General features: G+C 36.0%; 10 protein-coding genes. 8 read left to right on the top strand and 2 right to left on the bottom strand.

Features of this window, described 5'->3' with window-relative positions; all coding sequences use genetic code 11:
* The coding region (locus MTBBW1_RS30270; RefSeq protein ID WP_080797875.1) for a type II toxin-antitoxin system HicB family antitoxin at positions 1-172 on the bottom strand (172 nt) is incomplete at its 3' end.
* Positions 173-254: 82 nt separating this feature from the next.
* Between MTBBW1_RS30270 and MTBBW1_RS01000 the strand changes: the two genes are divergently transcribed.
* The 6 genes from MTBBW1_RS01000 to MTBBW1_RS00975 all read left to right on the top strand — a co-directional run bounded on the left by MTBBW1_RS01000 (position 255) and on the right by MTBBW1_RS00975 (position 7529).
* Positions 255-803: a tyrosine-type recombinase/integrase gene (locus MTBBW1_RS01000; protein ID WP_080797872.1), complete on the top strand. Its 549-nt coding sequence runs from the start codon at positions 255-257 to the stop codon at positions 801-803.
* Between the two features lie 105 nt (positions 804-908).
* Complete coding sequence (locus tag MTBBW1_RS00995; protein ID WP_080797869.1) at positions 909-2039, top strand: nucleotidyltransferase family protein; 1131 nt, start codon at positions 909-911, stop codon at positions 2037-2039.
* A gap of 79 nt (positions 2040-2118) precedes the next feature.
* Positions 2119-4362 (top strand): B12-binding domain-containing radical SAM protein, encoded by a 2244-nt coding sequence (locus MTBBW1_RS00990; RefSeq protein WP_080797866.1) that lies wholly within the window; start codon positions 2119-2121, stop codon positions 4360-4362.
* A gap of 263 nt (positions 4363-4625) precedes the next feature.
* The gene (locus tag MTBBW1_RS00985; RefSeq protein WP_080797863.1) at positions 4626-5606 is read left to right on the top strand and encodes a radical SAM protein; all 981 of its coding nucleotides are present in this window, start codon (positions 4626-4628) and stop codon (positions 5604-5606) included.
* Positions 5607-5652: 46 nt separating this feature from the next.
* Positions 5653-6921: an AAA family ATPase gene (locus MTBBW1_RS00980; protein ID WP_080797861.1), complete on the top strand. Its 1269-nt coding sequence runs from the start codon at positions 5653-5655 to the stop codon at positions 6919-6921.
* Positions 6906-7529, top strand: a complete 624-nt coding sequence (locus MTBBW1_RS00975; RefSeq protein ID WP_080797858.1) for a DUF4276 family protein — start codon at positions 6906-6908, stop codon at positions 7527-7529. The genes MTBBW1_RS00980 and MTBBW1_RS00975 overlap by 16 nt, the downstream gene beginning before the upstream one ends.
* A gap of 125 nt (positions 7530-7654) precedes the next feature.
* Here the strand turns inward: MTBBW1_RS00975 and rocF are convergent, their stop codons facing one another.
* Complete coding sequence (gene rocF, locus MTBBW1_RS00970; protein ID WP_080799644.1) at positions 7655-8554, bottom strand: arginase; 900 nt, start codon at positions 8552-8554, stop codon at positions 7655-7657.
* 363 nt (positions 8555-8917) lie between these two features.
* Between rocF and MTBBW1_RS00965 the strand changes: the two genes are divergently transcribed.
* Positions 8918-11365, top strand: coding sequence for a hypothetical protein (locus MTBBW1_RS00965; protein ID WP_080797854.1), 2448 nt, complete (start codon positions 8918-8920; stop codon positions 11363-11365).
* A gap of 46 nt (positions 11366-11411) precedes the next feature.
* Positions 11412-16454: a two-component regulator propeller domain-containing protein gene (locus MTBBW1_RS00960; RefSeq protein WP_080797851.1), complete on the top strand. Its 5043-nt coding sequence runs from the start codon at positions 11412-11414 to the stop codon at positions 16452-16454.
* Positions 16455-16490 lie beyond the last annotated feature (36 nt).

The following is a 16490-nucleotide window of genomic DNA, read 5'->3' as shown; positions in this document are numbered from 1 at the left end:
CTTCTGCAAAAGCAATAAGATGTCGATTTTGAGTATAAAGCTCGATTGCTTCTTTGATGTTTTCTATTGCTTCTTCTTTTGTATTTCCTTCAGAAATACACCCGGGGAGGGTTGGAGCAATCACTGTGTAGGCACCCTCTTCACTCGGTTCAAGCAGTATCTGTATTTTCATTAGAATTTCCTGTTTTTCAGTTGCTTAAACTGGATACCATGATAAAAGTACCTGAAGCACTACAAAAAAATACAGTTTTCTCCTGGCCGAAAATAACGTACCCGTTTATCTTCATAATGAATATCGAAAATGGCTGAATTTTTATCTGGATTTTTGTAAAAAATATCAACATCCCTATATAGAGAATAACAGCCTGAAATTTTTCATTGAAAAACTTAAAACAAAAAATCAGACTGATATTCAACAGGAACATGCAAAAGAGGCTGTGCTGTTATATTATTCCGGAATAAATAAAAATGCCGGAAAAGATATTGCTTGGCAATGGTTTTTTCCGGCAAAGACGTTGACTTTTGTGCCGGAAACAGGAGAGTATAGGCGCTATCATCTGCATGATACCCATGTGCAGAAAGCCATAAAAAGGGCTGTAAAAAAGTCAAAAATAATAAAACGAGCCTCAGCTCATACATTTCGTCACAGCTTTGCCAGCCATCTGCTTCAGGCAAATTTTGATATCAGAACAGTTCAAAAACTTATGGGGCACAGTGATGTAAGAACAACAATGATTTACAAAAATACCAAGAGTGTATCGTCCAACACCATAAAAGAGGCAAAAAGCCCCCTGGATTTGTGAAGGTTTCAAATATAAAAATAGTAAATTAGTTCATAGGATGCAGCAGTAAAAAACTCTCACTGGCCTGATTTTTAAACACCAAACAATAGATTTACGGTTAAACAGATGCCCTCAGCAATGAACTATAAGCAGGATAATAAAAACATTTCCCTCAAAAAAATAGTATCTCTACCGCCAGGCTCACCTGAAAAGCTCTTTTCTCTTAGGGTAATTCGGCATTTTATAAAAAAAGACAATTCGTCTCTTCCAATCCCCGAAAATATTCTCTGGAAAAAACTTAATCCATGGATTGTTACCTGCAATATGCAGTCAATTTTTCATTCTGTGCTCAGCAAGGTAGAGTTACCAAAAGATATTAATGAGCAATGGAGAGCTTTTTCCATTAACATCTGGCATAAACATGAACAGTTTAGCAGTGCAACAACAAAACTTTTCTCTATCTTTAAACAGCACAACATTGATGCTATTGTGCTCAGAGGACTTTCAATATCAACCTGGCTATATGACAATCCCACATTAAGACCTATGGGTGATGTTGATATTCTGATCAGAAAAGATGATCGGTTACTTTTGCTTGAAGCATTTAAACAAAATGGTTACATCCCTCACAAGATCTTAAGAAGCCAGATTGTTTATAAAATCGACAATACTCTATTTGAGATTCACTGGTCATTTTTTACCCCAAAGCGTTATCAGAACCACAGGCATCTATTTGATGAGTGGTTTCTATCAACAAAACACATTACAAAGGGACAAGGCTTTTTCAATATCCTATCTCCGGAGTACCAGTGTCTTGATTTGATAACCCATGGTTTTGTTCACCATGGATTTGACAGACCACTTCAACTAATTGATTTGGGACTGCTTATGACAAACAAAAGCCTTAATTGGCATATCATTAAGAACTGGTGCAAAAAAGCCTCCATGTCCAGCATCACTGGATTTTCTCTGTGGTATGTTAATCGTCTTTTCGAGCTTGGCATGGATGAGAAAATTGCCCCGTTTTTTGATAAATCTTTCAACTGTAATGACAAGGTTTACTATGCATATCAGGATTTAATATTTGGCCCTGATCCTTTATCCTCATATTTGTTGAGAAAAAAGCACTTACTACAGGTTACTGAAGATCTTTCCACCTGCTTGAAGCAGGGAGTATCGTTTCTAAATGTAAAAGAACTTTTAACATTGAAGAAAGCATTGGCAAATAGGGGGTATTTAATAAGAAAGTCTCCTTAACAGCCTGTTTTAAAAAAGACTTTCATTCCTTCCATTGTGGCGGAAATCCCCCATGTACTTTATAAAGAGGCTATGAGAAATGAAAAACGATATTCATGAGTACAAGGTAAAAATTATTTTCTGTGCTGTTAATGAACCTGGTTACTACTCCCTTCCCATCCGAATCCTATCTCTGCTTATACAAAAAAGACATCTTTCAAAAGAATTTGATACAAGATATATAGAATGGGAAAATCATGTATCTGACTCGGTTTTTGACGATCATATAAAAGCAATTACAAAACACAAGCCTGATATTCTTGGGTTATCTGTAAACATATGGAATCGAAACACTCTTTTTAAAGTTGCAAAAAAGATAAAGAAGGCAATCCCAGGCATATGCGTTTTAGCTGGAGGCCAGGAAGTTACACGATCTGTTACCAATTATTTAGAACTTTACCCTGAACTTGATTATATAATTGATGGTGACGGAGAAATCCCCATTGAAGAGTTTCTCACAAACTGGAATGCAAAAAAACGCACTTTAGAGCAACCTCATAAAGTATCTGGCTTGTGGTATCGTGAAAAAAAAAGAACTCTTTTTTCGGGCCCGGCAAGGGAAATTGAGAGTTTGAACCAAATTCCCTCCCCTATTCTTAACGACCTTGTACCTGTCCATGAAAAGAATCGCCTGGGGGTTCTTTTGGAAACAACCCGGGGATGCCCCTTTAGGTGTAGCTACTGTTTTGAAGGATCGCGCAAAAAAATTATACAATCCCAGGATTTAACAAGACTTGAGCAGGAAGTAAACCATATGGCATCTCAAGGGGCCAATATGTTTCATATTTTGGATCCTATTCTTTGTAACAGCAAGATCAGCAGACTTAAAAATATATCCAAAATATTCAAAGAGGCAAAAAGAAAATATCCAGCTATATCGGTTGCAGTGGAAGGATATGGTGAGCAGATCACCCCTGAAACAATTCAATATATGGATTTTTGTACAACCATGGATATCGGGCTTCAATCCATTAACCCTAATACTGTCAAAGCCATCCACCGTTCTTTTGAATCAAGCCGATTTGAAAAAGGGATTAATCTTCTGCACAAAACAGATATTTTTTTCAACATATATCTTATATGCGGTTTGCCATTTGAATCCTTAACCAATTTTTTCAGAGGTGTTTTGTTTGCACTTCACCAGAATCCACCTGGTATTTTTATCAATGCTCTTTATCTTTTAAACGGTACCGAACTTAGAAAAAAAGCCCATGAATATGGTTATTTATTTAATGATGAGCCACCTTACAATGTCTATGCCAACAAGTGGATGAGTCAAAGCGAGCTTCTGCTTGCCAACAAGGTCTCAGATATCATAGCAGGCAGGCACAACCTTTCATTTCTGAAATTTAAAATACATGGGCTTCCCTGGGTAAAGGGATTAAAATCCAGGAGTATTGGAAAAGTCACAATTAATATGAACAATGAAGCTCTTCAACCGGAACTGATTTCAAGAAGTTATTATTATTCTGACGTAGTGGCAACTGATAACCTCTTTGATAAAATCACCAATCCGGAAGCAGACCCGAAATACATAAATCACCATTTTTTGCAGGATAATCTGCAAACAGCATTGAACCAGGTTTTTAACCATGATGTTGAGCTGATTTGCGACTGTAAAATGGATATCAGGCTGCTTTGTATGACTGCTTCCCAATGTCAACTTGCAGGTGCAACAAGAATAAATTTAACCGCACCCATACGTTTTCTGGAACAGGTAAAGGATCTTGAAGAACTTGCCAATTCAGGGATCTGGCACTATAAATTTTATGTTGATGAAAATTTTGAAAATCAGGCAAATTTTGAGGATGATGTAGATTTTGAAAATAGTACAATTATTAAGCATAGTGCCAATTTTGAAAATGACACAAATTTGGAGCATAACGTAAATATGGAGAAGGAAGTAAAATTTGAAATCAACGGCAAATGTAACAAAATCTTAGCTCCTTCTGCTGTAAGTTATATGTTGAAAAAAAGATATAAACTTAATATGCCTGTAAATATAAAACCTTTTACTGAACTCGTATTCACTGATATAAAATCTGGAACAACAATAGATACTGCAAGAGAAGCAATTGAGACCTGGGGAAATACAGCTCAGATACTTTCGTTTCCAAATTTATATCCAACTACTGACATGATACAACAGTTAAAAAAGCTATTTTTTTCAAGCCTTAAAGAGTATAGCTGTTATATTAAACTGCCGGAACAGACAATCTCAACTCTTATTGATGAGATACCTGATAAGGAGTCTGTACTTTACTATCTTAAAACATTTGTTTAAACAGGCTTTCAGGCCACCCCTCGACTACGAAAAAAATCAGGGGAATATTCACGGTAAACGCTCATGTTTGCGTATCAATCACCCCCAAATATAAAAATGAGAGTCATTTCCACGGTAAACGGGCATCATTGATTACGTATCAATCATGCTTAAATATAAAAATGAGAGTCATTTCCATGGTAAACGGGCATGATTGATTATGCATCAATCATACCTAAATATAAAAATGATAGTCATTTTCACGGTAAAGGAATTATTCATAAATGGGTAACCTGCTTATCACTTCAAAATGCAACCGAAAATGCAGTTTCTGCTTTGCCCGCCAACGGCTGAATTCACGTAACGAACCATCAAACATTACCCGAGAGAATATCCGTAAGGTGATGGATTTCTCAAGTAGATCAGGTACAAAGCAATTACGGCTTCTTGGAGGAGAACCTTCTGTTCATCCTGAATTTACCGATATCCTGGATGAAGCAATTTCTGATGGCTTTCATGTTCATGTTTTCACAAACGGAATGTTCTCTGCCGGTGTGACCGATTACATTGAGCAGATGTCCGACAGCGAGATATCTTTTCTGTGCAACATATCTCCCCAGGCTAAGGACTCTGAAAAACAGATCAGAGACAGAACATATGCCCTGAAAAAACTTGGTCAAAAAATAACACTTAGTATTACATTGACATCACCTGATTTTGAATTTGATTATCTCATCGACATAATAAAAGAGTATAACCTTCGAAAACACATAAGGGTTGGAATCGCCCAGCCAATTGTGGGGCAGGAAAATGACTATCTTCATCCTGATGATTACAGGGAGACAGGAAGAGCCATCATGAATATGACAAATGCCTGTATTGCCGAAGATATTCTAATTGGATTTGACTGCGGAATGACGCTTTGCATGTTTTCAGAAGCTGAACTTGGGCAATTGCAGACCCGAACTGAAGGTTTTAAATCTGTGTGCAATCCCATTGTTGATATTGGTCTGGATCTGTCGGTATGGAGCTGTTTTCCGCTATCAGATATCCTGAACAGCCATCTGGACTCTTTTGACAACAGAATGGAAATAACAGCTTTCTATGAAAAAGAACTTGCTCCATACCGGACACTTGGGTGTAAATCAGAGTGTCTAACCTGTGACTTTAAGCGTCGAGGGCAATGCTTTGGCGGCTGTCTTGCCCATGCCATAAACAGCCTTAGCAAAAAGCCGCCCCGTGAGTCAGGGAAAATGAAAAAATAAAGCAGCTAATAATGATCAAAAACATATAGTGGAGAAATTCAAAGCCATGACTGAACAACGAGATAAACCAGAGCTACAAATAAAAAATATCCCTCGTATTGAGTCTCTAAGAGTTCAAAATTATCGTGCTTTGAGAAGTGTGACGCTTAACAAACTGACACCAATGACCGTTTTGTTAGGTCCAAACGGAAGCGGAAAATCGACTGTATTTGATGTGTTCAGTTTTCTTTCCGAATGTTTCCAGTTTGGACTTCGTCATGCCTGGGATCGCCGTGGGCGATGTAAAGAGCTGAAAAGCCGGGGAGTCGATGATCCTATTGTATTTGAATTGAGATACCGTGAAGCGCTTAAGACGCCGATCATCACCTACCACCTGGCCATTGATGAAGGGCTAAAGGGGCCGGAAGTCGTTGAAGAGTGGTTGCAATGGCGGCGAGGAAGTAATGGGAAACCCTTCCGCTTTTTAGATTTTCATAAAGGCATGGGGCAGGCGGTCAGTGGAGAAGTTCCTGACGTTGATGATTTAAGAAAAGAGAGCAATTTGCGCTCTGCTGATCTCATTGCAGTAAACACACTGGGGCAGCTTTCTGAGCATCCACGAATTGCGGCACTGCGAGAGTTCATTACCGACTGGTATGTTTCATATCTATCCATTGATCAAACCAAAAATCAGCCTGAAGCCGGACTACAAGAACGGCTGAATAAAAATGGGGATAACCTGGCCAATGTCATCCAATATCTGAAAGAACAGCATCCAAATCGACTGGAAAAGATTGTTGAAGCCCTTCGAAAACGGATTCCCAGGCTCGAACGGGTTGATGCGGTTCCCATGCCGGACGGTCGCCTGCTTTTACAGATCAAAGATGCCCCATTTAAGAAACCGGTGCTTTCACGATTCGCTTCAGACGGAACAATGAAAATGCTGGCTTATTTAACGGTATTGCATGATCCTGAACCTCCGAAATTTATCGGTATTGAAGAGCCGGAGAATTTTTTCCATCCTCGGTTGCTGCCTGAATTGGCAGAAGAGTGTCGTGCGGCATCTGAAACTTCTCAACTCCTCATTACCAGTCACTCCCCTTTTTTGATAAACGCAATGCGGGCAGAAGAGGTCCGAGTGCTGTATCGAGACGAAGATGGGTTTACCCGGACGGTTAAAGCATCAGATATTCACGGCATTCCTGAAATGCTCCAGGCAGGCGCATCCATGGGACATCTTTGGATGGAAGGTCATTTTGGCTTTGGTGACCCTTTGGTCAACTCCGGAGCCCCAAAACAAAAGAGTAAGGGTCATAAATCATGCTGGAGAAACTGATTGTATTTGTGGAAGAGTACTCAATGGAATCCGCTTTAGAAATCCTGCTGCCCAAAATGCTTGGAGAAGTCCAATTTCAAATCATATGCTTTCAGTGTAAAGATGATTTGCTAAAACAACTGCCGAATCGACTAAGGGGGTATTCCTGGATTCCAGATGAATGGTCTATTATTGTTCTCGTGGATAGGGATGATGACGCTTGCGAAACGCTGAAGCAGCAACTTGAACAAAATGCTCTTGAGGCGGGTTTTACGACTAAAACAAGTGCGGCAACCGGCCAAAGATTCAAGGTGACCAATCGCATTGTCATTGAAGAGCTGGAAGCCTGGTATTTTGGTGACTGGAATGCAGTACGAACCGCTTATCCGAGAGTCCCCGCCACAATCCCGAATAAGGCACCTTACCGTGATCCAGATGGCATCCCAGGAGGCACCTGGGAAGCATTGGAACGCGTGTTAAAAAGAGCCGGATATTTTTTGACGGGTTTACGAAAAAGTGAATGTGCCAAAGAGATTGCTCAACATATGGATGTGAATCAAAACGTTTCCCATAGCTTCAATATGTTTCAAAATGCGGTTCAGCCCATTCTATCAGGGAGTGTTGCATGAAGATTCAAAATTTTACCGTAAAAATGGGCATCCTTCATTTGCCGGTTTACACTTTTTCAATGGCAAAATAACCCAACGGTAGAGACGCAATGCATTGCGTCTCTACTCCAGACAAGAAGTGTAAATTAGTAGATCCTTTTGCCAAGGGCAGATACAGTAAGATCAACGGCAAGTTCGGCTGTTTTATTGGCCTGATCCAGAATTGGATTTATCTCCACCATATCCATGGAAGAGAGCTTGCCTGAATCTGCAATTATCTCCATGAAAAGATGCGCTTCACGGTAGGTCAACCCTCCAGGGACAGGGGTGCCGACTCCAGGAGCTTCAACCGGATCCATGGCATCCATGTCAAGGCTTATGTGAATTCGTTTCATATGTACAAATTTCATCAAAGCCTTGTTGGTGATTGTGTTAATACCCTGCTCATCAATATCCCTCATGGTATAAACAGTTACCCCACTCTTTTTCAGCCGCTCTTTCTCCTTGTCATCAAGGGAACGAATTCCAATTAAAACAACATTTTCAGGATCGATTTTTTTACCCTTCCGCCCTATCTCAAGCAGCCCCGGGTCCCCGTCACCGGTCAGTGTGGCAAGTGGCATACCATGTACATTCCCGCTTGGGGATGTTTTTGGTGTATTAAAATCTCCATGGGCATCAATCCAGATTACACCTGTCTGTGTATTGTGTGAAACGCCCCCTATTGTACCCATGGCAATGGAGTGATCACCTCCAAGAAACAGAGGAAAGGCATTTTCGCTTATGGCTTTTTTCCCTGCTTCATAGACCCTTTCACAAACCTCTATAATTTCCTGCAGATAGTTTGCGTCACCTGATGAAGATTTTGCCTGTCCCTGATCCCGAACAGGAACCATTACGTCCCCTGTATCTTCCACATCATATCCAAGCTGCCTTATTCTGGGCACAAGACCACTGTACCGCAATGCAGCAGGACCCATATCAACACCCCTGTGAAGCTGGCCAAAATCCATTGGTACGCCAATAATCTTAATCTTTTTTTTCATATTTTCACATCTTTTCATATTTTATTATTAATACCATAAAAATACATGCAATTTCTGATATTGAACAATTTGGCATAACGCTATATCATAAGAGATGCTAACAGTCCAACACCATATTGAATGAAAAAATCCAGGGATTCACAGCCACAATCTAAAAATTGAAAATCATTTTAAAAACTGACAATTCATATAACGTACATGGCTGATGACCGCCACAATCGAAGAGATGAAAGTCGATTTAAAAACAGGCTATTATCGAGACTTTCATATAAACGGCCATTGCAGATCCATCTGCTACAACGAAGCATGAAATTCTTTCGAGCCTTAAAATACGGGGACTTTCTTATAAAAAGGATAAAAATTATGAGCCATTTAAAACAACTAATTAGCATTACAATGTTAAAAAATTTTTCTATTATTATATCTATCTTGTTTATTGCTAACATCTGTTATGGTGTAAACATTAGGCATGATGTAAGCGAACGTGATTATATTGAGTTTTCACAAAACATATCTCTTGAATCCGGACTGGTTTTAATAGCATCCTCGGTATCATCTGATAGCGTAACTTCTTATGAAATTCTAACACCTCAATCTTCTCCTATAACCATTCATAAAGACGAATATGTTATAGTTTTTGGCTCATCTATTGGTAACAACGATCTTGGTCATACAATTTATTTGGAATCCGGCGGACGAGCAGAATTTATTAACTTTATTGGTCAAAATATTATTGATATTGAAGATAATGCCTCTGATTTTACAGTTTATCGTTCAGGTGCAACAGTTTATCTTAAAAATGGAGTTAGTGGTACTCAAATAAAAATTCCAGCAACAAAAACAGCTCAAAAAATAATATTTATTGAAGGCAACTATAATTTGCTTATTACAGGGGATAAGGTTCTAATTGGAGATCAGGAAATTACACTTAATGAAACTTCCTTGAATAACGATATTTGTGATGTGACATTAGATATGCTAAAAATTTCAATATCTCAGTTAAAAAATCAGCCATCAAATGAAGCACTCCAAAATATCACAAACTATGTTTCAGAAAGTAATTCTAAAATTGTAACACAGGCTCTTTATCATATTATGGAATATGAAAACAGTGAACTTTTAGCAGAAAATCAAAATAGAGTTAGCAACATAATAATTGACGGAGAAATCTTTGATTGGGCAAATGTAGAGAACATCCATGAGGATCATGAAAATGATATAACCGCAATAGACAGCAGCCTTCCAATAGGAGCTTATTTAAAATCTGATGACTTAAAAAAAGATGGTGTAATTCATGGAAACAGCTTTATATACTGTATGTTAGAGCCTTTTGAAATGCCTCAAAATGAAGATGAATACCATTATCGCATTAATATTCTAACATCAGATAACAAACTTGTTTATGCGTTTGTGTGGACAAATTACGGAAATTTTATTCAAGAGTGGGATACACAAAACGGAACATTTATCAGAAATATTGATGAAGAGAGAGCTGAATTTGCAAAGAAAACCGCATTTGAAGCTAAGATTCCAACAGATAAACTCAATAACATGCCAGAATATTACCATACTCAAGCTGTTGTTTGGCATGAATATAAAAACAGTCTTGATAGCAACTATATTTGGAGTTTAGATACCTCTATTGAAAACAGATATGGCTACAGGTATAGTTTAGATGTTTTTTGCCAGTATGCAGAAAAAATTGATTTGACACCAAACGATCCATTTCCAATAATTCAAGCAATTACAGAAGGTTATATTTATAAATTAGCAGAAAATGAAATTCGACCTACAGTTATTGATGATGGGTTAGAGATGATAAAACAATCTGCAAAATCGATGGAATATTGCTTTTCAGGTCAGATACCGCTTACAGAAACTTCGATTGAGGCACTGCTTTTATGGGCAGACAGATCAATAATGTTTGGAGGTTATAGAGGTACTAATTTAGATCTTTTAAAATCAGGGAGATTAAATAAAGATGCGTATGATTTTCTTATTCTTAAACCGTCAGTTTTAGATATAAGCCGAGCAATAATACAGAACAACGGATTAATGGAATCTGAAGATCTTGCCAACACAATGCTGAATATTGAAAATTTCTTATGGCAAAAGAATAAGTATCGAAGGTATTACATTGAAGATATTTTAGCACTTTATGAATCAAATCCTGAATATTGGGCTGTAGTGTATGAAGAGTCTCTCCAGGAGCTTGAAACTGGAGATATCAATATTACTACAGTTAATGGAACAAATATAAACAAAGGAGCAATATTTAGCGCATCATTTCAAGTGGATTATCTAAATGACTATGGGATTTTTTATGGCAACTGTGTGGATGTAACTGCTGTTGCAACTGCTTTTCATAAGGCAATTGGTATTCCATCCACTTTTTTTACATACGGGGCTGTATCTGGCGGCTATTTTAAAGAGATTCACTCATTCCCAATTTATTATTCATCACAAGATGATATGTGGTTCAATTATGAAAAAGGGGGAAATGGTCTATATGGCTACTCAAGCGAAAATCCAGAAGAATCAGAACACTATAATGTTTTTTTCACGATTAACAGACCTCAGATAGGCTCTGACTGGAAGATGTTTTATAAAGAATCGGATATTAATGGTAATGACATTGAAGATGGAGATACTGATAACGGTGATATGATTATAATATCAACAAGATCATACCCTATTAAGATGACTGAATCAGAGTGGACTTCTATAAATAAAGGCTATCAGATGAATGAACTAAAAAAATATATCTTCTGCCCTGTATCGTCATATGATATTAATAGAATAATAGAATAATAGCTAATTGATTTGAATATAATTTTTCTAAACTGGGAAATCCAAATTGATACGCCTCATTATTAAAAATATAGCTATGCTTCATTTCCCGCTTTACACTCTCCAGGGAAGCAACCTTAACTTTAAAGTTTTTTTCTCACAAAAGTGTAAAGTACTTTTGATGCGATATGAAGGATGCCAAAATTTAATCAATTTAATCTCATTTTATCTTATATTTTTAGCAGCTTTTTTCTATATTTTGCTCAGTACAAAAAATCTTGCTTTTAGTTTTATCGGTTCAGTCAAATTTGATCATATAACCATTGAAGATGGGCTTTCTCAAAACACTATTAACGCTATTTTGCAAGATCAAAACGGCTTTATGTGGTTTGCCACTCAAGACGGGCTGAATAAATACGATGGCTATAATTTCACGTATTACAAAAATAACCCTGAAGATGCCAATAGTTTATCAGATAATTTTGTCTATGATATTGCACTTGATAAATATGGCATTATTTGGCTCGGCACGCGTGGTCAGGGGTTGAGCAGGTTTGACCCCAAAACAGAAAAATTTTTAAATTATCGTTATGACCCTAATAATCCAAAAGGGATAAACGATAATTTTATCAAAGTTATTCATATAGATAATCAGGGCAATATCTGGCTTGGTACTGAAAACAAAGGGATCAGCCGTTTTATACCGTCAACAAATACCTTCATACATTATCAATACAGCACTATGAATTTGCAACACGATTCAGACAATCAAAACAATACAGTTGATTCAAAATATTCAGGCAATCCCCAAATCATAAGCAGTAATAGCATTACTGCTATTTATAGAGATTCTAAAGGCTTTTTTTGGGTTGGCACTAAACAGCAGGGTTTAAACAAAATTATTTTAGATGCTCAGAATAATATTCATTCAGTCAAAATCTATAAAAATGGAATCTCTCAGGATAACTTTACTGAAGAAAAGATAAAATTAGGGCAATATGCATCTTCTTCTATCCCTGATAATGAGATTACAGTTATTTATGAAGACAAAGGTGGTAATATATGGTTTGGTATGAAGAAAAGCGGATTAGCTCAAATTATTAATAAGGAAACAGAAGAGATAAAATTTTACCAGCATGACCCAAAGGACATAGCAACAATCTCAAGTAATTCTATAACAGCTATTTATGAAGATAAAAAAGAGCGTTTATGGGTTGGTACAGAAAACGGCATCAATATTTTAGATAAAAAAAGAGAAAAATTTCAGATTTTTAAACAAGATATTACATCTGACCCTGACGGGTTGAGCGACATAAGTATTATGCGAATTTATGAGGATAAATCAGGAGTTTTATGGATTGGCACATATCTTGGAGGAATAAACAAATTTTCGGAAAAAAAATTTTTGCATATAAAGAAAGATATTTATCAAAAAGAGAGTTTGATTAACAATAGTATTTGGGCAATATTTGAAGATAAATATGGAATACACTGGCTTGGTACAGAACAAGGTTTATCTAAATTTGATAGAGCCTTAAACAAATTTACAACTTATCAGCATGATCCATCTAATCCTAAAACCATCAGCAACAATAGAGTACAAACTATTCTTGAAGACAGCAGAGGTCTTTTTTGGGTAGGCACAGAAGATGGCTTAAATCTTATGAATCGTGAAACTGGCGAATTTATACGCTATTATGCGGATGCTACAACTCCTCTTTTATTCAATCCTGCTGCTCTAAATACTTTGTCAGAAAACAGTATTAAATTTGACACTATTTTACCTAATGCACCTTCTTTTAATCGTTCCAAGGTTGATGAAAATTCATCAGAAAACTGTAAATCAAACATTTTAAGCGATTCTGACATCATGAAAATTTATGAAGACCGAGAAGGGCTTTTATGGATTGCGACTTATAATGGCGGACTTAACTGTTTTGATTTAATAAACAATAAACTTACCCATTACAGACACGATTCTAAAACTGATGGCAAAAGCATAAACCATGACAGGGTAAGAACTGTAATGCAGGACTATTTAAGAAACATCTGGATTGGAACAGAGAGCGGGTTAAACTGCTTAGATTTAAAGAGAAGTTACTTTAAAAGCTATAAGCATGATCTTTCAAACCCTGAAAGCTTATCCAATAACAGGATAATCTATATTATGGAGGATAGTAAAAGAAGACTCTGGCTGGCTACAAAAAATGGATTAAACCTGTTTAATCGAGAAAAAGAAACATTTACTCTTTTTTCTGAAAAAGATGGCTTATGCAACAACACTATTTATGAAATACTTGAAGATGAAACATGCAATTTATGGTTAAGCACAAACAAGGGATTATCCTGCTTTAACCCAAACACCAAAGAGTTTAGAAATTACACAAAAGAAGACGGGCTTCAATCCAATGAATTTAATATTGGAGCTGGATATAAGAATAAAAATAATGAGATGTTTTTTGGAGGCATTAATGGTTTTAATGTTTTTAATCCATCTAAAATATCTGATAATCCAAACATTCCTGAAATTGTCCTTACCTCTTTTAAAGTCTTTAATAAAGAAGTGTTGTCTGCCAATGAACTCAGCCTCCTTCCAACAATTAGCTTATCATATAAAGAGAGCTTTTTTTCATTTGAGTTTGCTGCATTAGATTATACTGCTCCCCATAAAAATCAGTATGCTTATCAGTTAGTTGGTTTTGACAATGGGTGGATTAACTGCGGAACAAGACGCTATGTCAGCTACACAAACCTTGATGGAGGCAGATACACATTCAGGGTTAAAGGCAGCAATAATGACGGTGTTTGGAACGAATCAGGGGTTGCTATTGATCTTATAATTCCACCTCCTCCATGGAAAAGCTGGTGGGCATATTTAATATATATTTTCAGCTTGATAGGTGTGATTTACACCTATTTATTTTTTAAAAAACAGGAGTATGAACGCAAGTTAGAGCTTCAAACTCTGCATAGTGAAGCTACCATATTAAAGGAGAGAACAAAGCACCAAGAAGAGGTTGAACGAATTACCCGTCATGACATGAAAACTCCTCTAAACAGTATTATTGGATTTCCTGAAATACTTTTGCAAGACAATTATCTTGCTCCACTACTGCACAATGAACATATTGAGCTTATTCAATCAATTAAAAAATCAGGGTATATAATGCTCAATATGATAAACCTCTCCCTTGATATGCTGAAAATGGAGAATAATACTTATACACTTAAAGCTGTTAATGTGGATGTTTTAGAAGTTATCCGCAAAATTATTTCAGATTTAAGATATTTAGCAAATATGAAAAACATTATATTTGATATCTTAATAAAAGATAAATCAGATAGTGACTATGGTGATTCTTTTGAGATTTTGGGAGAAGAGCTTTTATGTTACTCAATGTTTGCTAATATTATTAAAAATGCTGTTGAAGCATCGCCGGAAAAAGAGAAAATAACAATTACCTTTTCAAAAAATCTGTCAAAGGATTTTTCTGGCTCAAATTTAAAACAAGATCAATTTGCTCTAATCTCTATTCACAATTACGGTGTTGTACCATTATCTATTAAGGAGACTTTTTTTGATAAATATGCAACTTCAGGAAAAAAAGGAGGTACTGGACTCGGAACTTACTCGGCAAAGTTAATGGCTGAAACTTTAGGTGGTTCTATATCCATGACAACTGATGATGCAAAAGGTACAGTAATTTCTGTTTTATTGAAAGATTGTCATTTAAAAGAGGTAACCTCACCTTATGAAAATATTTTTCTATCCAATAGAGCAGTTGATGAATCAAAACAAAATAATTTTAAGCCAGGTGGTTTTAAGAAAGATCCCATAGAGATAGAAAGTGGTCGTTCATCTACAGAAATAAACAGAGCTTCAATTACAACATACAAGGTACTAATTGTTGAAGATGATGAATATAACAGGCTTATCCTTAAAAGTTATCTAAAACAGCCAAACTTGATAGTTGATTCTGCTGAAAATGGTAAAATTGGATTGGAAAAAGCTATCTTATCCCATTATGATTTAATCTTCATGGATATGGAAATGCCTGTTATGAACGGAATAGAGGCTGTTACTAAAATAAGGGAATGGGAGAGGGAACACAGTTTAATAACAATTAGTGATTCAGTACAAAGTAATTTATCAGAAGATAATCCTGTAATAGCAGAAAAAAATTCTATAATAACAGCAGATAATTCTATAAAAGCAGCAGATAATCCTATAAAAGCAGCAGATAATCCTATAAAAGCAGCAGATAATCCTATCATAATTGTTGCACTTTCAGGACATGATGATAACGATATTCGCCAAAAATGTATTAATGCTGGATTTGATGCCTATCTATCAAAGCCAGTAAACCGCGAGCATATTAAGCAGATTTTTATAAACTATTTTGCAATTTCAAGTATTGATAACCCTTCAAGTGTTGATAATCCTTCAATTTTTAAGAATTTTTCAGCTAAACTTGCTGATAATAATAAAGTTGAATTTTACAAAATTGACAATATTGATAACAAAGATGGGGATAACAAAAATAAAATCAAAGATAAAGATATTGATGAATTAAAAAAACTATTTAAAGAGGCAGTTGATGCTTGTGAAGAGTATAACCCTGACGCTATTCATCCATTTATTCAAGAGTTAAGTTTTTATATAGCTGAATCTGATTTTAAAAACTTGATTTATAAAATCGAACTTTTCAATTTTGATGCTGTAAAAAACGATTTGATTGAGATTTCAAAGAAGTTTTTATCTTTTTCTACACAAGAGATTTATCAAGGGAGTGATCAAGGGAGTAATGCATTTGAAATAGATATTGATTTAGAAGATTTAATCCCAGCTTTTCTTGATAATAAAAAAGCAGAGATTTTAGCCATATACGATAAACTAAGAGATAACGATTATGAAGATATCTGCAAAATTGGTCACAAAATAAAAGGCGGATTTAATATGTATGGTTTTGACAGGCTTGGTAAACTCTGCTCAAATATAGAAAACGGAGCAAAAGAAAGAGATAGAAATGAAATTGAAAAAAATTTGGCTCTTCTTAAAGCCATGTTAGAGAATATAAAAATAACTTATGTTAAAATAAATGATATTTAACAATAATAATGCTGTAGTAATCTAATTAAATCGATT

The sequence above is a fragment of the Desulfamplus magnetovallimortis genome, assembly GCF_900170035.1.
In the GTDB taxonomy this organism is placed as follows: Bacteria; Desulfobacterota; Desulfobacteria; order Desulfobacterales; family Desulfobacteraceae; genus Desulfamplus; species Desulfamplus magnetovallimortis.
Note: the sequence above shows the minus strand (reverse complement) of the source record. Positions and strands in the feature narration are given on the sequence as shown.

What these genes read in the sequence shown, in the direction of transcription:
- MTBBW1_RS00995 (WP_080797869.1), top strand. Translation starts at nt 909, where the DNA reads ATGCCCTCAGCAATGAACTATAAGCAGGATAATAAAAACATTTCCCTC.
- MTBBW1_RS00990 (WP_080797866.1), top strand. Translation starts at nt 2,119, where the DNA reads ATGAAAAACGATATTCATGAGTACAAGGTAAAAATTATTTTCTGTGCT.
- MTBBW1_RS00985 (WP_080797863.1), top strand. Translation starts at nt 4,626, where the DNA reads ATGGGTAACCTGCTTATCACTTCAAAATGCAACCGAAAATGCAGTTTC.
- MTBBW1_RS00980 (WP_080797861.1), top strand. Translation starts at nt 5,653, where the DNA reads ATGACTGAACAACGAGATAAACCAGAGCTACAAATAAAAAATATCCCT.
- MTBBW1_RS00975 (WP_080797858.1), top strand. Translation starts at nt 6,906, where the DNA reads ATGCTGGAGAAACTGATTGTATTTGTGGAAGAGTACTCAATGGAATCC.
- rocF (WP_080799644.1), bottom strand. Translation starts at nt 8,554, where the DNA reads ATGAAAAAAAAGATTAAGATTATTGGCGTACCAATGGATTTTGGCCAG.
- MTBBW1_RS00965 (WP_080797854.1), top strand. Translation starts at nt 8,918, where the DNA reads ATGAGCCATTTAAAACAACTAATTAGCATTACAATGTTAAAAAATTTT.